We start from the raw sequence: 15527 nt of genomic DNA on the forward strand, positions 1-15527 counted from the left end.
AAAAAAGCGAGGAGGTCGCTCCATCAAGTTTGAAGGCGAGCAGGGAATTTAGCTTGTACGTTTGTGATGTTGTACGACGTCTTGCTCGAGGTTTATATCAGCGGCGATGGAGTCTGGACACAGGCCCTTTACCTGGCGTTACGCGGGGCAGGGAAATGCACACATAGCAGGGCTGCTGGACCAGCATCCCGTGAGGATCCACCGATGAACTGGCTCAATGACGCAAAATTATCAACCAAACTGATCACCTCGTTTTTCCTCTGCGCCCTGATCACGCTCGCCGTGGGCATGCTTGGCGTCAGTGGGGTTTCCGCACTGTCGACACGTTTGCAGGGGGTGTTCAACAACAACCTGGTCTCGGTTGCCAATACGTCGCAGACCAAGACCAAGGCGGTCGGCCAGACGCGCGACATGTACCGACTGTATGTCGCTACCGCCGGCAATGCTCCGCAGAGCATGAAGGATGAGTTTCTCGCTTCGATGAAAGCCAATCAGTTGGCCAGCGAAAAGGCTTTCGCCGATTACCGCAAAGGCAACCTGGCTGAAGACGAGCGCATCGCTGGCGACCAGATGGCCCGGGATTGGCCGGTCTACCAGGCCATGGTGCAGCAGTACGTGGCGATGATGGCGGCTGGCGACCTGGAGAACGGTCGCACCCTGTTGCTGGGTGACCTGCAGAAGACTTATCGCAAGGTGATGGACCAGTTGACCATCATGATCGACTCCAATGACCGTCAGATCAGCGAAGACGCCAAGGCCGCCACGCAGCAGGAGGCGACGGCCAAGACCGTGCTGTACAGCGGCATTGTCGTGGCGTTTATCGCCGCGCTGCTGTTGGGCATGTTTATCAGTCGCCTGATCAGTCGACCGATTGCCGTGGCGGTCGATTGCGCACAACGCATCGCCCAGGGCGATCTCACTCAGCACATCACCAGCAACAGTCGCGATGAGGCCGGCCAGTTGCTCAAGGCCTTGGGCGATATGCAGACGAGTTTGAAGGCCACCATCCAGCAGATTGCCAACGCTTCGGACCAATTGGCGTCTGCCGCCGAGGAGCTGACGGCGGTCACCGATGATGGCAGTCGTGCCTTGATCCGGCAGAATGACGAAATCCAGCAGGCCGCTACCGCCGTGACCGAAATGACTTCAGCGGTCGAGGAGGTGGCCCGCAACGCGGTCTCCACTTCACAGGCTTCGCAATCGACCAGCACGCAGGCCGGCGAGGGACGTGATCAGGCCCGTAGCGCGGTGCAGGCGATCGACACTGCGACCCAGGAAATCACCTCGTCCACCGGGCTGGTCAGGGATCTTGCCGTGCAGGTTCGCGATATCGGCAAAGTGCTGGATGTGATCCGCGGGATCGCTGAACAAACCAACCTGTTGGCGCTCAATGCGGCCATCGAGGCCGCTCGCGCCGGGGAGCAGGGCCGCGGTTTTGCCGTGGTGGCCGATGAGGTTCGTGCCCTGGCGGCACGTACCCAGGCGTCAACCGGTGAAATCGAGAGCATGATCCACGCGGTTCAGGACCGTGCCGACAGCGCGGTCGATGCCATGGGCAAGAGCCAGGCGCTGGTGACCGAGACCCAGAGCCTGGCCCGGGCCACGGGCGAGGCGCTGGAGCAGATCGCCGACGGCATCTCGCAGATCAATGACCGTAACCTGGTGATTGCCACGGCTTCCGAGGAGCAGGCCCATGTGGCCCGGGAGGTTGATCGCAACCTGGTGAATATCCAGGATCTCTCGACCCAGACCGCCGCTGGGGCGAACCAGACCAACGCTTCGAGTCAGGAGCTGTCCAACCTGGCCCTGTCATTCAATACACTGGTTGGCCGTTTCCGTCTCTGACCCGTCGGGCTGAATACGCCTGGGCTACCGGGCGTATGTCGCCGGCGTGCGGTTTATTCCTGGGCCGGAGCCAGTCGCGCTTCCAACTCCGCGACCTTGGCCTCCAGGCTTTCGAGCCGCGCCCGGGTCCGGGCCAGCACGACCATCTGGCTGTCGAATTCTTCCCGGCTCACCAGGTCCAGTTTGCTGAACCCGCTTTGCAGCAGAGCCTTGAACTGGCTTTCGATTTCGCTCTTGGGCAGCGGCGTGTCACCACTCAAGATGCGGGAGGCATGGCCGCTCAGGGCGTCGAGGAGGTCTTTGGGCGCAAGCATGGGCAGGTGTCCTGGAAACAATGGCGGGCAGTGTACCACGCAGTGTCTATAGTCAATTTGCAAGCAAGGATGCACGCTTTTCGCGCACGAGGCCGGGCATCGTCGCACTGTTGTTGTGCGTATCGCTGCGGTTCGTGGGGCGGAGCAAGCGGGCACGGTGGGTAAGAGACTGAAATCAGAGGGTTTGGGTACAGATGGCAAGGTTTCTGCTTAGAGGCTGATGACCCATGCACTGATGCAGTCGCTGTGACGAATGCAGTGCAGCAGGCGGAACGGGGAGTTTCGTCAGGATCGGTTAACTGGCACCTGTCGGGCAACTTGGGCCGACGATGCGTTACAAAGCCAGGCACTGCGCTTAGACTTGAGTCGGGTTTGTTTTCCTGGGGCAAGTCCACCAATTCGGGAGAAAGTTTCATGAAGCTAGTCACTGCCATCATCAAGCCGTTCAAGTTGGACGACGTGCGCGAGTCGTTGTCCGAGATCGGCGTGCAGGGCATTACCGTTACTGAGGTCAAAGGCTTCGGTCGGCAGAAAGGTCACACCGAGCTGTATCGCGGCGCGGAATACGTGGTCGATTTCCTGCCCAAGGTGAAGATTGATGTCGCCATTGACGACAAGGATCTTGACCGGGTGATCGAGGCAATCACCAAGGCCGCCAACACCGGCAAGATCGGTGACGGGAAGATCTTTGTGGTCAATCTGGAACAGGCTATCCGCATCCGTACCGGCGAAACCGATACCGACGCCATCTAAGCCGCCAAACCCAACGCCCCAGGAGAAAACAATATGACTCTGCGTAAATTCGCAGGGCTAGGAGCCCTGTTGTCCTTCGCAATGCCAGGCCTGGCCATGGCAGAAGAAGCGGCAGCCCCAGTCCTGAACTCCGGCGACACCGCTTGGATGCTCACGGCCACGATTCTTGTACTGTTCATGACCATTCCCGGCCTGGCACTGTTCTACGGTGGCATGGTCCGGTCGAAAAACCTTCTTTCCGTGATGATGCAGTGCTTTGCCATTACCGGTCTGATCAGCGTCCTGTGGGTCATCTATGGCTACAGCATCGCGTTCGACACCACCGGCATGGAGCAGGGCGTCGTCAACTTCAACTCCTTTGTCGGCGGCCTGGGCAAAGCGTTCCTGGCAGGCGTCACCCCGTCCAGCCTGACCGGCCCGGCGGCGCTGTTCCCTGAAGCAGTGTTCATTACCTTCCAGATGACTTTCGCCATCATCACTCCAGCGCTGATCGTCGGTGCGTTTGCCGAGCGGATGAAGTTCTCCGCCATGCTGGTTTTCATGGGCGTATGGTTCACCCTGGTGTATGCACCGATCGCCCACATGGTCTGGTCCGGTAACGGCGGCCTGCTGTGGGACTGGGGCGTGCTGGACTTCGCTGGCGGCACCGTGGTGCACATCAACGCCGGTATCGCCGGCCTGGTGGCGTGCCTGGTACTGGGCAAGCGCAAAGGCTTCCCGACCACGCCGATGGCGCCGCATAACCTGGGCTATACCCTGATGGGCGCGGCGATGCTGTGGGTTGGCTGGTTCGGCTTCAACGCCGGTTCCGCAGTTGCTGCCAACGGCACCGCCGGCATGGCGATGCTGGTGACCCAGATCGCTACCGCCGCGGCGGCGCTGGGCTGGATGTTTGCCGAGTGGATCACCCACGGCAAGCCAAGCGCACTGGGCATCGCCTCGGGCGTGGTGGCCGGCCTGGTTGCAATCACCCCGGCTGCCGGCACCGTGGGCCCGATGGGCGCCCTGGTCATCGGCTTGGCGGCGGGCGTGGTGTGCTTCTTCTGCGCCACCACCCTCAAGCGCAAACTCGGCTACGACGACTCCCTGGACGCCTTCGGCGTGCACGGCATCGGCGGTATCCTCGGCGCGATCCTGACCGGTGTGTTCGCGGCACCGGCACTGGGTGGCTTCGGCACCGTGACCGATATCGGTGCGCAAGTGTGGATTCAATTCAAGGGCGTGGCTTTCACCGTGGTCTACACCGCGATCGTCACCTTCATCATTCTCAAGGTGCTGGACGCCGTCATGGGTCTGCGTGTCTCCGAGGAAGAAGAGGCCGTGGGCCTGGACCTGGCCCAACACAACGAACGTGGCTACAACCTGTAAGCACACGCAATAAAAAATGCCCGGTTCGCCGGGCATTTTTTTGTCTGGAATTTGTCACTGCTCACAGGACGCGGCGGTTTTCCCGACGCCTTTTGTTGTGGATGCGACATGGGGTTTTGTACCGCCAAAGGCTTACACCGAAGCAAGAATATTAGGCCCTTTGTTTTTTCCCAGAGCGCGCTAGAATGCGCGCCGAACGTGCGGAGATCTGTATGTGGCAACAGACGCTGATAACCCTGCGGGCAAGGCCCCGGGGCTTTCATCTGGTGACGGACGAATTGCTTGCCGGCCTGCCTGAACTCCAGGCGTGTCGTGTCGGTCTGTTGCATCTGTGGCTGCAGCATACCTCGGCTTCGTTGACCATCAACGAGAACGCCGATTCGGCGGTACGTCGAGACTTCGAACGATTTTTCAATCGGCTGATCCCACAAGGAACCGCCGACTATGAGCACAACGACGAAGGCCTGGACGACCTCCCGGCGCACTTCAAGGCCAGTGTGCTCGGTTGCCAGCTCAGCCTGCCGGTCACGGCAGGACGGTTGGCATTGGGTACCTGGCAAGGTGTTTATCTGGGCGAGCACCGTGATCACGGCGGTGCTCGTAAAGTCCTCGCCACCTTGTACGGTGAAGGGGCATAACCGCTGATTGCCGGCGGATGTTGAATTTTTTCTGGCAGCCTTCGAACAGATGGCGAAGCTGGGCTATAACTAATCTGCTTTTCGCAAGTCATGAGGTAGAACATGAGCGACGATGATCTGGAAAACGACGACCTCGAAGTGGGCGACGAAGACGAGACCGAAGAAGGCCTTGAAGCGGCGGCTGAAGACGTAGCCGACGATGATGGGGCCGATGTTCCGGTTCCTACCGCCAAAGGCAAGGCCAAGGCCGCGGTGTCGGTCGACGAGTTGCCGAGCGTAGAGGCCAAGAACAAGGAGCGTGATGCGCTCGCCAAGGCCATGGAGGAATTCCTGGCCAGGGGCGGTAAGGTGCAGGAAGTGGAGGCCAACGTGGTCGCTGATCCGCCCAAGAAGCCGGACAACAAGTACGGCAGCCGCCCTATCTGAGCTTCTGCTTCTTGCTTGCTGAAAAAGCCCGCCGTCGCTGCGGGCTTTTTCATGGGCCAGATAAAGTCTCGGACCTGTGGGAGCGAGCCTGCTCGCGATAGCGGTGGGTCTGCTGGTATTGATGTTGGATGTGCCGCCGCCATCGCGAGCAGGCTCGCTCCCGCAAAGGGGTGTTGGCGGCTACAGAGCAGTGGGTTCAGGGTTGGCTATGCCAACCTGCCAGCAACCCCGGCAGTTCGGTCAGGCTGCGAATCTCCGCATCTGGCGCATGGTCGGCCTCCCAGGCCTTGCCCGTCGGGTTGAACCACACCGCGCGCAGGCCGGCCTGTTGGGCGCCGGCGATGTCATCGCCCGGGTGATCGCCAATGTGTACGGCGGTCTGCGCCGTGGCACCGCCGCGTTGCAGGGCTTCGTGGAACAGCCGGGCGTCAGGCTTGGCGATGCCGATGTCTTCGGCGCACAAGGCGAACTTGAAATAGTCCGCCAGCCCCAGGCGCCGCACGTCGGCATTGCCATTGGTGACCACGCCAAGGGCGAAATGATTGGCCAGGATCTCCAGGGTGGGCTGCACCTCGGGGAAAACCTCCAGTTGATGACGGGCATGCAGGAACGTCTCGAATGCCTCGTCCGCCAGCTCAGACGCTTGCCACTGATCGTAGCCGGCCTCTTGCAGTGCGCGGAACAGCACCCGTCGGCGCAATGCGCTGATGCGATGCTTCAGGCCGGGCTCTTCGCGCAAGACTTGCTCGCGAATCGAAAAAAGATGCTCCACCGGCACGCCGCCCAGGTTCGGTGCGTTGTCGGTCAGCCATTGGCGGAGTACGGCTTCGGCGCTGGCGATCACCGGGGCGGTATCCCACAGGGTGTCGTCCAGGTCGAAAGTGATGAGCTCGATGGTCATGATTCGTCGCCCTTGATGCGTTTGGCCCTGGGGTGGGCACTGTCATAGACCGTCGCCAGGTGCTGGAAGTCCAGATGGGTATAGATCTGTGTGGTCTTGATGTCCGAGTGGCCGAGCAACTCCTGGACGGCGCGCAGGTCCTGGGACGATTCCAAAAGATGGCTGGCGAAGGAGTGCCTGAGCATGTGTGGGTGCAGGTTCTGTCCCAGCTCGCGTTCACCGGCGGCCTTGACCCGCAACTGAATCGCCCGCGGGCCCAGGCGCCGCCCTTGTTGGCTGACGAAGACCGCGTCGTCGGCGGGGTTGGTCAGCGCCCGCAGCGCCAGCCACTGCTCCAGGGCTTCGCGGGCCTTGCGGCCGACGGGCAGCAGGCGTGTCTTGCTGCCCTTGCCGAGCACCTGGACCATGCCATCGGCCAGGTCCAGTTGATCCAGGTTAAGCCCCGTCAGTTCCGAAAGCCGCAGGCCGGAAGAATAGAACAGCTCGAGAATCGCCTGGTCGCGTCGTGCCAGGAAGTCATCCTCGACGGCGCCTTCAAGCAATTGCAGGGCGCGGTCGGTATCGAGGGTCTTGGGCAGCCGGCGTTCGCCCTTGGGCGGCGCCAGGCCGGTGGCCGGGTCGTGATCGCACAAGCCTTCGCGGTTGAGGTAGTGATACAGGCCTCGCACCGCGGACAACAGCCGCGCCAGGCTGCGGGAGGATTGCCCCTGTTGATGCAGGCGGGCGACCAGGCTGCGCAAGCGCTGGATGTCCAGGGCCGCCCAGCTGCCGATGTTCTGCTTCTGGCACCAGCCCAGGACTTTTTCCAGGTCGCGGCGATAAGCCGACAACGTGTGGGGCGACACCTGGCGCTCACTGCGCAGGTGTTCGCAGTAGGCGTCCAGTTGCCGTTCCATCATCAGCGTACCGAGCGCAGCGAACCGGCGACCCTTGGCAGCACCCGGCCGGTGACTTCGGCGATGTAGCTCAAGAACAGCGTGCCCACCGAACTCTTGTAGTGCTGCGGATCGCGGCTGGCGATGGCCAGCACGCCGTGCACGCCCTGGTGGGCGATGGCGACGACGGCGGTGGAGCCGATCTGCTTGCGTTGTTCTTCGCCGAACAGGAAGTCCAGCTCATGCTCGCGCAGGCTGCCGCTGACGCTTTTGTTTTCCGTGAGCAGGCCACCGATGGCTGTCTGCGCTTCGGCGTGGGTTACCCAGCGGCCCACCGGCATGGCGTTGTCGCCAAACAGGATCAGGCTGACGAAGGGCACCTGGAAATCCTGGCGCAGGCTGTCTTCGACACTCATGACCAGGTCTTCGAGGGTGCTGGCGTCCATCAGGGCCAGGATCAGCCGACGGGTCTTGTCGAAAAGCCGGTCGTTGTCCCGGGCCACGTCCATCAGATGTGAAAGACGATGGCGCATTTCGATGTTGCGCTCGCGCAGGATTTTCATCTGGTGTTCCACCAGCGACACGGTATCGCCGCGCCGGTGGGGGATGCGCATCGTCGCAAGCAGTTCTTCGTGCTCGACGAAGAAATCCGGATGAGCCTCCAGATAGGCCGTCACGGCCGCGGCTTCTGGAAGGCTGGGGGATTCGTCGGGCTGTGGGGCTGGAACCTGTGGCTGGTCGGTCATGGGTTTGGCTCACTCAAAGACGAACTTGTCCTTCGTATACGCGCACTGCCGGGCCGGTCATCATCACCGGTTGGCCAGGGCCCGCCCATTCGATGGACAGGCGCCCGCCGGGCAGGTCGATCAACAATGGCGAATCCATCCACCCCTGACTGATCGCAGCGACTGCAGCGGCACAGGCGCCGGTACCGCAGGCCTGGGTTTCCCCGGCGCCGCGTTCCCAGACGCGCAATTGTGCACGATGGCGGTCGATGACTTGCAGAAAACCGACGTTCACCCGTGCGGGGAAGCGCGGATGATGCTCGATTTTCGGCCCCAGCTCATGCACCGGGGCACTGTTGATATCGGCCACTCGCAGCACGGCGTGGGGGTTGCCCATGGAGATCGCCGCCAGTTCCACCGGGGTGCCGTCGACGTCCACCTGATAGCTCAACGCTTGGGCCGGTGCCTGGAAGGGGATGTCTGCTGGCACCAGGCGCGGAGCGCCCATGTTGACGCCGATCTGGCCGTCGCTGCGCACATCCAGCTCGATGATGCCGCTCTTGGTCTCGACGCGGATATGTCGCTTGGCGGTCAGGCGCTTGTCCAGCACGAAGCGGGCGAAGCAGCGCGCGCCGTTGCCGCATTGTTCCACTTCCGAGCCGTCGGCATTGAAGATCCGATAACGGAAATCCACGTCCGGGTTGTTGGGCGCCTCGACGATCAGTAACTGGTCGAAACCGATGCCGGTGTGCCGGTCACCCCATTGCTTGGCATGCTTGGGCAGGATGTGCGCGTGCTGGCTGACCAGGTCGAGGACCATGAAGTCATTGCCCAGGCCGTGCATCTTGGTAAAACGCAGCAGCATGGTTTTACTCCGGCAGCAGGCTTTCGCCGGCAAACAACTCGGCTACCGTCTCGCGGCGACGCACTTCGAATGCCTGATCACCGTCCACCAGCACCTCGGCGCAGCGGCCGCGGGTGTTGTAGTTGGAACTCATGACAAACCCGTAGGCACCGGCCGAATGCACGGCCAGCAGATCGCCTTCTTCCAGTGCCAGCTCCCGGCCCTTGGCCAGGAAGTCGCCGGTTTCGCAGATCGGCCCGACGATGTCATAGCTGCGGGTCGCGGTGTCGCGAGGGCGCACGGCGGTGACGTCCATCCAGGCCTGGTACAGCGCTGGGCGGATCAGGTCGTTCATCGCCGCATCGACGATGGCGAAATCCTTGTGCTCGGTGTGCTTGAGGTACTCGACCTGGGTCAGCAGCACGCCGGCGTTGGCCACGATGTAGCGGCCCGGTTCGAACATCAGCGCCAGGTCACGGCCTTCCAGACGCTCGCGCACGGCCTTGATGTAGTCGGCCACCAGTGGCGGCTCTTCATCGCGATAGCGCACGCCGACACCGCCGCCCAGGTCGATGTGACGCAGGTAGATGCCGCAATCGCCGAGGCGGTCGACCAGCGCCAGCAGGCGGTCGAGGGCGTCGATGAACGGTTCCAGGGTGGTCAGTTGCGAACCGATGTGGCAATCGACGCCCAGTACTTCCAGATTCGGCAGTTGAGCGGCGCGCACGTACACGTCTTCGGCGTCGGCGATGGCGATACCGAACTTGTTTTCCTTGAGACCGGTGGAAATGTACGGGTGGGTGCCAGCATCGACGTCCGGGTTCACGCGCAGGGAGACCGGTGCGCGAACACCCAGCTCGGCGGCGACGATTTGCAGGCGTTCGAGCTCATCGGTGGATTCGATGTTAAAGCAGTGCACGCCCACTTCCAGGGCGCGGCGCATGTCTTCGCGGGTCTTGCCGACACCGGAGAACACGATCTTGTCGGCGCTACCGCCAGCGGCCAGCACACGCTCGAGCTCGCCACCGGAGACGATGTCGAAACCGGCACCCAGGCGCGCCAGGACATTGAGCACGCCCAGGTTGGAGTTGGCCTTGACGGCGAAACACACCAGGTGCGGCATGCCGTCGAGGGCATCGGCGAACGTCCGGTACTGGGCCTCGATGTGGGCACGGGAATAGACGTAGGTCGGCGTGCCGAAACGTTCGGCGATCGCGGACAGGGCAACCCCTTCCGCGAACAGCTCCCCGCCACGGTAGTTAAAAGCGTCCATGGCGTTCCCTTAGTAAGTGGTGTGGGTGTCGTGCGCGTGGGATTTGGCTTGCGACGACTTGGCCTGCTCTTCAGGGGACTTGCTGTCATCAGGCAGGTACAGCGGACCTTTTTGACCACAGGCTGTCACGAGGCAGGCAACCGCGACGAGCGCAGCAAGGGAAGAGATCAGGCGCTTCATGGCGAAATCCTTGAAAATGCTTTAATTGCGCCGGAGTATACCGGCCACCCGGCAGCTTGCCTATGCAACGGGCCGCCCGTCTGGCGGCACTGTGGTCGCTGATCGGTATATCCTTTGCATTCGCCGGGCGGCGTCCGTATCTTGCGGCGCTTGAGCATGAGCAGACATTTTCGAGGTTGCCGCAATGAGTTTGACTGAAGCCCGTTTCCACGACCTGGTCGATGCGACCCAGCAAACGCTGGAGGATGTGTTCGATGACAGTGGCCTGGACATTGACCTGGAAATCTCCGCCGGTGTACTCACCGTCAAGTTCGAAAACGGCAGCCAATTGATCTTCAGTCGCCAGGAGCCGTTGCGGCAGTTGTGGCTGGCGGCGGTGTCCGGTGGCTTCCATTTCGACTACGACGAGGAAAGCGAGCGCTGGATGTGCGACAAGAGCGAAGAACAATTGGGCGAGATGCTCGAGCGCATCGTCGATCAGCAGGCTGGCGTGAAACTCGATTTCGAAGGCCTGTGACGGCGTGAGCCAGACAGCCCAGGCGCGCCCAGCCAAGCCGCTCTACAGTAATGTCAGCCCCGCGGTGCCTTCGCCGTGTACCGGCGTGTGCAAGCTGGATGAACAGAAGTTCTGCCTCGGTTGTTTGCGCCACGTGGAACATATCCGCGAATGGCGCTCGGCCGACGACGAGCGGCGGCGGGTGATCTGTGCCGAGGCGGCTAAACGCAAATCCCTGGTGTGATCATTGTGGCGAGGGACGGGAAGTGTCGCATCGCCCCGCTGTGTGGGAGCAAGGCTTGCCCGCGATGGAGGCGACGCGGTCTTTCAGAAATCGAGGCGCCTGTTTCGCGAGCAAGCTTTGCTCCCACACTCCCCTCGCCACAGTAACTCTGCCCCCTCATGACAATGGGCAGATCCTGCCTGACTTGTTTATTTATTGAGCTGTGATAGTGTCCGGCTACGCCTCAACCCATCGAGGCCCGTGAAAACCCCGTCTTTTTGTGGCGGGGTTTTGCTTTTTTTGTGCAGAAGAAAGGAGTCTGCCTGGATCATGACCGCACCTTCCATCACCCTTACCCGCCTGGACGTACAGCGTCTGGAACGCCTGATCGACAGTCTTGATGAAACGCTGCCGGGCGTGATTGCGTTGCAAGCTGAACTGGATCGCGCCGAGAACGTGGTGGGCCACGAAGAAGTACCTGCCGATGTCGTGACCATGAACTCGCGTGTGCACTGTCGCGAAGAAAGCAACGGCAAGGATTATCACCTGACCTTGGTCTATCCACAGGACGCCAATGCCGACGAAGGCCGGATCTCGATCCTGGCACCGGTGGGCAGTGCATTGCTGGGCCTGAAGGTCGGCCAGCACATCGACTGGCCGGCTCCGGGTGGCAAGACGCTGAAGCTGACGTTGCTGGAGGTCGAGTACCAGCCTGAAGCCGGCGGTGATTTCCACCTCTGAGCGCCGGTGCTTCAGACCAAGGCCAGCGCCTCGTTCAGCGCGCGTTCCAGGTCGGCCTTGTAGCGCAGGTACAAATTGCTTGAGCAGGACCCGTCGCCCACCAGGCCCGAGAGGTCCAGGTCGGTGATGTAGCAGCGATAGCGCTGGGCTTCGCGGCGCTGTTCAACGATCTCCCTGGCGACCACGCGGAACAGTTGGTCGCCATGTTCCAGTTCGGAAAACTCCTGCTGATCGCAGTACAGAGTGACATGCACCTGCCCGTGCGCCGCTTTGCCGATGATCGCCTGGACGTCATAGAACGGCTTGTTGACCGGTGTCTGGGGCGCTTGCCGCGCTTCGATCCGCCGCGCCCGGCCGTTGCCTGAGGGCAGTAACTGGTAATACAGGGTTTCCAGGGTCAGCGGTTGGGCGGCGTCCAGCGGCAGCAGGGCGTCGCGACGGTACAGCACTGATTGCAAGAATCGCTGCAATGGCACCAACAGGCTTTGTTCGTCGTGATAAGGCACATGTTGCTGCCACAGCGCGTTGAATTCATCGAGCACGTACAGATCGGCTTCGTCCTCGCTGACGCGATAGAACACCTGGATGCACTCGGGCTGCCCCATGGGCAGGATCAGCGCCAGGTCATGGTCTTCCAGGGCCATCGGGTCCAGTTGCAAGGGGCTGTAGGCCGTCAGTTCCTCGCCCAGGTAATCCATCAGCGCCGACAAGCTGCCCAGTGCCACGTGATTGACCTGGCCGGGCACCAGCTCCAGCACGTGATAGTGCTGCTGGACCTGAAGCAGGTAGCGGTGATTGAGCCTGCTCAACAGCAGGGTCTGCGCCGTTTCGATGACTTCTTCGACGCGCCGGGCAATGAATTGGGCGCGGTTGTGGCAGAAGCAGCGCACCTGCAAGCGTGGCTGGCGCTGGGTGACGGGCAGGTCGTTGAGGTAATCGCGCAGGCAGTCGAGCAGGGCGTGTTCGCCGTCGAAACGGTTGACCAGCACCTCATTCCAACTGTTGAGCGTGACCTGGTCGAGGGTCAGCACCAGGTTCTCGCGGACCCCGGCATAGCTCAGGGAGTCGGTGCGCTCGGTAGTCATCAGGATATTCAGGTCGCGGTGGTGCTTGAGCGGATCGACGCCGACGTTCACCAGGATCAGCACTTCGCTGGGCACGCTGGCGCGCAGCAGTTGCGCTTCATCCACCGTGGCCAGGGGCAGGGCGATGGTCTGTTGCAGGCTGCCCAGCAGGTTGAATAGTTCGAACTCGCTCAGGTCGCTGTCGCCGGGGTGCAGCGCCAGGCGTGTGCTGCTGTCGATCACGCCGTTGCGATGGCACCAGGTCAGCAGTTCCAGCAACTCGCGGCAGCGCTTGATCGGCGCGAAGTTCTCCCACTCCAGGGCGTTGAGGCTGCCGTTGTACAAGCCCCACTGGTTCTGCCCCGGTTCTTTCTTGTTCGGCGACTGCACCAGTGTCAGGGTATCTTCGGCCAAGTCCGGCGCAATGCCGGGGTTGATGAACTCGACCTTGTCGGCCTTGCGCTCGAAGGCGGCATACAACCGCCGGCCAAGCACATTGAGATCGCGCTTGTTGATCAGGCTGACGGTTTTTTCGGTGCGGGCGAACTGGGTCAAGAAGCGGTAGCTGTGGGTGAGTTCGTTGACCAGTGCCCGCCGCTCGTGGCTGACCTGACGGACTTTCCATTGGCTGCGGCTGTCCAGCAGCGCCAGTTGCCGTTGGTCCCAGCCCCATTCCCGGGCCAGTCGTTCGAGCAGTACCCGCTGCCAGCCGCTGCTGCGCGCCTGGCCGGTGAGCTTGCGATTGACCTTCAGGTACAGCGCGCGGCGGATCAACTCCAGGCGTTCGGGTTCGCCACGGGCATTGAGGTATTCCTCGATGCGACGGTAAACCAGCATGTACGGGTCCAGCTCCTCCAGGTCCAGGCGATTGGCAAACACGGCTTGCTTGAAGCGCAGGCTCAGGCAGCGCACGTTCGGGTGTTCGCTGGCATAGACCTCGGTCAGCAGCAGCTTGAGCACGGACTTGTAGGGCGACTCGATACCTTTGAAGAGCTGCCAGAGCCCGGCACCGACGAATTCACCCGGCGGAATGTAGGCCAGGTGCCCCAAGTCCAATGTTTCATCCGCGCGAATGAAACGCTTGGACATCAGCGTATGGGTGTACTGCTCGTAATTCTCTTCTTCATAGACCGGCACCAGCCACCAGATCGGCGTGCGCCCGGCCAGCCAGATCGCGGTGCGGTAGAACTCGTCCAGCAGCAGGTAATGCTGGGTGGTGCCGCAATCGTCGGAGCTGAGCTGGTTGTCCCGCTCGCCCCGCACGAAGCGCGCCGGGTCGATCAGGAAAAAGTGGGCTTCGGCGCCCTGGGTCGCGGCCCAGATCTCCAGCAACTGACATTTCTTGCGCAGCTCGGCCAGTTCATCGTCGCTCAGGTCTGGCCCGTGGCACACCCACACATCCATGTCGCTCTGGTCGGCCTGGGCCAGGGTGCCGAGGCTGCCCATCAGGAACAGGCCAAGGATCGGTCGCGGCGGGTTGCTGCCGTGCCGGGGCTTGTAGGAAAACGAGCGGGTCAGCCGCTGGGCTTCGGCAAGGACATTGGCGTCAGGCTCGTAGTTCGACAGCCCGGCAGGGGTACTGCCGGAAACGTAGCCAGGTAGCAGTGGGTGGTTGACGTGAAAAAACAGCGGCAGCAACGTCAACACGCCTTGCTGGCGCGGCGACAGGCCTTCGAGGGCGCGCTCCATCCGCACGGTGTTGAGCTTGAGGAAGCGTGCGCGCAACTGGCTCAAGACCTTGCGGTCGATTCCCTCGTCCAGATCTGGGCGTATTTCGTGATTGCGGGTCATGTCTGCTCAAACCGGCTCGCGGCGTCGAACGTGGGCTGATGGCAGGTTAGCGCCCGGTCTTGGGAATACTTAAGCTGAAAACAGGATTTTGATGCCGGTTTTTTACGCCGGGCGCCAGTGCGCCTGCGGAAATCCCGTAGAGGAGATTTCCGTGGGCGGCAGGGGGATCAGGCGGCTTCTTGTTGAACGCTGAGTATCGTCAGGACGGTTTGGACATTTTGGGCGGCGTCCCGTCCCAGGCTGGTCAGGTAACCACCGTCGGGCTGGGTGATCAGGTCTTTCTCGTACAAGCGTTGGGCAGCGGCAATCGCTTTAGGGGCAGCGGTCTGATGAATTTTCAGGCCTTCCTGGGAACTGTCCAGGTTGAAGAGTGCAAGGATTTCCAGTTCGGCAACCAACTCAGGGGGTAAGCGACATAAGGACTCCAGACTTTCTAGGAATTTGGTCGACAGCGTTACTAAGGTGAGCGCACTCGGCCGAGCTGTCCAGTCTCAGAGGCATGCTTTTTTTGTTTTGGGTGAGGGGGGCCAGTGTTCTGTCAGGCAAATACACCCGTGGCGAGGGGATTTATCCCCGCTGGACTGCGCAGCAGGCCCAAAATCGTAATGAGGCCAATTTTTTAGGGCCGCTTCGCGCCCCAGCGGGGATAAATCCCCCTCGCCACAGGGTGTGTTTGCCTGTCGTTCAGTTCTTTTCCGGCGGCAACTCAGGCAAGGCGCGCAAGGCGGCTTCGTACCACTCGGTATTAAACGCACGATCCTCTTCCAGGATCGCATCGATCTCCACCGCCAGCACATGGGCCATCAGGTTGAGGATGTCTTCGCGCTCATAACCCACCAGGGTCAACTTATTGAAAGTGGCCTTGGCCGCTGGCGGGTTTTCACTTTCGATCTGGTTTTCGATGGCCTGGATCAGCGTGTTCTCGACGAATTCTTCTTCGTCGCTGTCGATGTCGGTTGGCTCGCTCATGGCCGGCTCCTGTAAGAAAGGTCGCCAGTTTACCTGCATTCAGCGGCGTGATGCGCCTGGCAAGAAATGCCCCGGCGGTCTATAACGCAAGGCTGCCAACC

General features: G+C 61.6%; 17 protein-coding genes and 2 pseudogenes. 9 read left to right on the forward strand and 10 right to left on the reverse strand.

The features are described 5' to 3' along the window. Window positions 1-204 precede the first annotated feature (204 nt). Window positions 205-939, forward strand: a pseudogene (locus GN234_RS30390) (MCP four helix bundle domain-containing protein); the annotation flags it as partial. A gap of 351 nt (window positions 940-1290) precedes the next feature. Beyond that, window positions 1291-1845, forward strand: a pseudogene (locus GN234_RS30395) (methyl-accepting chemotaxis protein); the annotation flags it as partial. Between the two features lie 53 nt (window positions 1846-1898). Here the strand turns inward: GN234_RS30395 and GN234_RS19320 are convergent. After that, complete coding sequence (locus tag GN234_RS19320) at window positions 1899-2159, reverse strand: accessory factor UbiK family protein (protein ID WP_060740084.1); 261 nt, start codon at window positions 2157-2159, stop codon at window positions 1899-1901. A 414-nt stretch (window positions 2160-2573) separates the two neighbouring features. Between GN234_RS19320 and glnK the strand changes: the two genes are divergently transcribed. The 4 genes from glnK (at window position 2574) to sutA (ending at window position 5344) form a co-directional block, all read left to right on the forward strand. Then, complete coding sequence (gene glnK / locus GN234_RS19325; RefSeq protein WP_002555808.1) at window positions 2574-2912, forward strand: P-II family nitrogen regulator; 339 nt, start codon at window positions 2574-2576, stop codon at window positions 2910-2912. A gap of 33 nt (window positions 2913-2945) precedes the next feature. Continuing rightward, window positions 2946-4280, forward strand: coding sequence for an ammonium transporter (locus GN234_RS19330; protein ID WP_025216105.1), 1335 nt, complete (start codon window positions 2946-2948; stop codon window positions 4278-4280). Between the two features lie 212 nt (window positions 4281-4492). Further along, window positions 4493-4918, forward strand: coding sequence for a secondary thiamine-phosphate synthase enzyme YjbQ (locus GN234_RS19335; RefSeq protein ID WP_109752956.1), 426 nt, complete (start codon window positions 4493-4495; stop codon window positions 4916-4918). 102 nt (window positions 4919-5020) lie between these two features. Beyond that, on the forward strand, window positions 5021-5344 hold the full coding sequence (gene sutA / locus GN234_RS19340) for a transcriptional regulator SutA (RefSeq protein WP_003206813.1): 324 nt from the start codon (window positions 5021-5023) through the stop codon (window positions 5342-5344). A gap of 196 nt (window positions 5345-5540) precedes the next feature. Here sutA and GN234_RS19345 read toward each other — a convergent pair whose 3' ends face one another. From GN234_RS19345 to lptM, 6 genes are read right to left on the reverse strand one after another with little or no spacing between them, the layout of a single operon-like run. Next, a complete protein-coding gene (locus GN234_RS19345) occupies window positions 5541-6245 on the reverse strand; it encodes an HAD family hydrolase (RefSeq protein ID WP_109752664.1) in 705 nt (234 codons plus the stop codon). Further along, window positions 6242-7141, reverse strand: a complete 900-nt coding sequence (xerC, locus tag GN234_RS19350) for a tyrosine recombinase XerC (RefSeq protein ID WP_109752662.1) — start codon at window positions 7139-7141, stop codon at window positions 6242-6244. The genes GN234_RS19345 and xerC overlap by 4 nt, the downstream gene beginning before the upstream one ends. Window positions 7142-7143: 2 nt before the next feature. After that, window positions 7144-7866, reverse strand: coding sequence for a DUF484 family protein (locus GN234_RS19355; protein ID WP_176688937.1), 723 nt, complete (start codon window positions 7864-7866; stop codon window positions 7144-7146). Window positions 7867-7879: 13 nt separating this feature from the next. After that, window positions 7880-8710 carry a diaminopimelate epimerase gene (gene dapF, locus GN234_RS19360; RefSeq protein WP_109752658.1) on the reverse strand — a complete coding sequence of 277 codons (831 nt, stop codon included), beginning with the start codon at window positions 8708-8710 and terminating at the stop codon, window positions 7880-7882. A 4-nt stretch (window positions 8711-8714) separates the two neighbouring features. Continuing rightward, window positions 8715-9962, reverse strand: a complete 1248-nt coding sequence (lysA, locus tag GN234_RS19365; protein ID WP_109752657.1) for a diaminopimelate decarboxylase — start codon at window positions 9960-9962, stop codon at window positions 8715-8717. A 9-nt stretch (window positions 9963-9971) separates the two neighbouring features. Beyond that, window positions 9972-10142, reverse strand: coding sequence for an LPS translocon maturation chaperone LptM (gene lptM, locus GN234_RS19370; protein ID WP_109752655.1), 171 nt, complete (start codon window positions 10140-10142; stop codon window positions 9972-9974). A gap of 184 nt (window positions 10143-10326) precedes the next feature. Between lptM and cyaY the strand changes: the two genes are divergently transcribed. The 3 genes from cyaY to rnk all read left to right on the forward strand — a co-directional run bounded on the left by cyaY (window position 10327) and on the right by rnk (window position 11602). After that, a complete protein-coding gene (gene cyaY / locus GN234_RS19375) occupies window positions 10327-10659 on the forward strand; it encodes an iron donor protein CyaY (protein ID WP_109752653.1) in 333 nt (110 codons plus the stop codon). A 4-nt stretch (window positions 10660-10663) separates the two neighbouring features. Then, the gene (locus tag GN234_RS19380; protein ID WP_109752651.1) at window positions 10664-10882 is read left to right on the forward strand and encodes a DUF1289 domain-containing protein; all 219 of its coding nucleotides are present in this window, start codon (window positions 10664-10666) and stop codon (window positions 10880-10882) included. A gap of 309 nt (window positions 10883-11191) precedes the next feature. Further along, entirely contained in the window at window positions 11192-11602 is a 411-nt protein-coding gene (gene rnk / locus GN234_RS19385; RefSeq protein ID WP_109752647.1) for a nucleoside diphosphate kinase regulator, read from the forward strand. A gap of 11 nt (window positions 11603-11613) precedes the next feature. Here rnk and GN234_RS19390 read toward each other — a convergent pair whose 3' ends face one another. The 3 genes from GN234_RS19390 to GN234_RS19400 all read right to left on the reverse strand — a co-directional run bounded on the left by GN234_RS19390 (window position 11614) and on the right by GN234_RS19400 (window position 15426). Continuing rightward, complete coding sequence (locus GN234_RS19390) at window positions 11614-14457, reverse strand: class I adenylate cyclase (protein ID WP_109752645.1); 2844 nt, start codon at window positions 14455-14457, stop codon at window positions 11614-11616. A gap of 167 nt (window positions 14458-14624) precedes the next feature. Then, the gene (locus tag GN234_RS19395; RefSeq protein ID WP_176689609.1) at window positions 14625-14885 is read right to left on the reverse strand and encodes a TIGR02647 family protein; all 261 of its coding nucleotides are present in this window, start codon (window positions 14883-14885) and stop codon (window positions 14625-14627) included. 256 nt (window positions 14886-15141) lie between these two features. Next, window positions 15142-15426 carry a hypothetical protein gene (locus GN234_RS19400; protein ID WP_109752643.1) on the reverse strand — a complete coding sequence of 95 codons (285 nt, stop codon included), beginning with the start codon at window positions 15424-15426 and terminating at the stop codon, window positions 15142-15144. Window positions 15427-15527: the final 101 nt, after the last annotated feature.

Origin of the sequence: Pseudomonas bijieensis (genome assembly GCF_013347965.1) — a bacterium.
Lineage (GTDB): Bacteria > Pseudomonadota > Gammaproteobacteria > Pseudomonadales > Pseudomonadaceae > Aquipseudomonas > Aquipseudomonas bijieensis.

Excerpts from the sequence above, each read along its gene's own strand:
- GN234_RS19320 (WP_060740084.1), bottom strand. The coding sequence starts at position 2,159 with ATGCTTGCGCCCAAAGACCTCCTCGACGCCCTGAGCGGCCATGCCTCC.
- glnK (WP_002555808.1), top strand. The coding sequence starts at position 2,574 with ATGAAGCTAGTCACTGCCATCATCAAGCCGTTCAAGTTGGACGACGTG.
- GN234_RS19330 (WP_025216105.1), top strand. The coding sequence starts at position 2,946 with ATGACTCTGCGTAAATTCGCAGGGCTAGGAGCCCTGTTGTCCTTCGCA.
- GN234_RS19335 (WP_109752956.1), top strand. The coding sequence starts at position 4,493 with ATGTGGCAACAGACGCTGATAACCCTGCGGGCAAGGCCCCGGGGCTTT.
- sutA (WP_003206813.1), top strand. The coding sequence starts at position 5,021 with ATGAGCGACGATGATCTGGAAAACGACGACCTCGAAGTGGGCGACGAA.
- GN234_RS19345 (WP_109752664.1), bottom strand. The coding sequence starts at position 6,245 with ATGACCATCGAGCTCATCACTTTCGACCTGGACGACACCCTGTGGGAT.
- xerC (WP_109752662.1), bottom strand. The coding sequence starts at position 7,141 with ATGGAACGGCAACTGGACGCCTACTGCGAACACCTGCGCAGTGAGCGC.
- GN234_RS19355 (WP_176688937.1), bottom strand. The coding sequence starts at position 7,866 with ATGACCGACCAGCCACAGGTTCCAGCCCCACAGCCCGACGAATCCCCC.
- dapF (WP_109752658.1), bottom strand. The coding sequence starts at position 8,710 with ATGCTGCTGCGTTTTACCAAGATGCACGGCCTGGGCAATGACTTCATG.
- lysA (WP_109752657.1), bottom strand. The coding sequence starts at position 9,962 with ATGGACGCTTTTAACTACCGTGGCGGGGAGCTGTTCGCGGAAGGGGTT.
- lptM (WP_109752655.1), bottom strand. The coding sequence starts at position 10,142 with ATGAAGCGCCTGATCTCTTCCCTTGCTGCGCTCGTCGCGGTTGCCTGC.
- cyaY (WP_109752653.1), top strand. The coding sequence starts at position 10,327 with ATGAGTTTGACTGAAGCCCGTTTCCACGACCTGGTCGATGCGACCCAG.
- rnk (WP_109752647.1), top strand. The coding sequence starts at position 11,192 with ATGACCGCACCTTCCATCACCCTTACCCGCCTGGACGTACAGCGTCTG.
- GN234_RS19390 (WP_109752645.1), bottom strand. The coding sequence starts at position 14,457 with ATGACCCGCAATCACGAAATACGCCCAGATCTGGACGAGGGAATCGAC.
- GN234_RS19400 (WP_109752643.1), bottom strand. The coding sequence starts at position 15,426 with ATGAGCGAGCCAACCGACATCGACAGCGACGAAGAAGAATTCGTCGAG.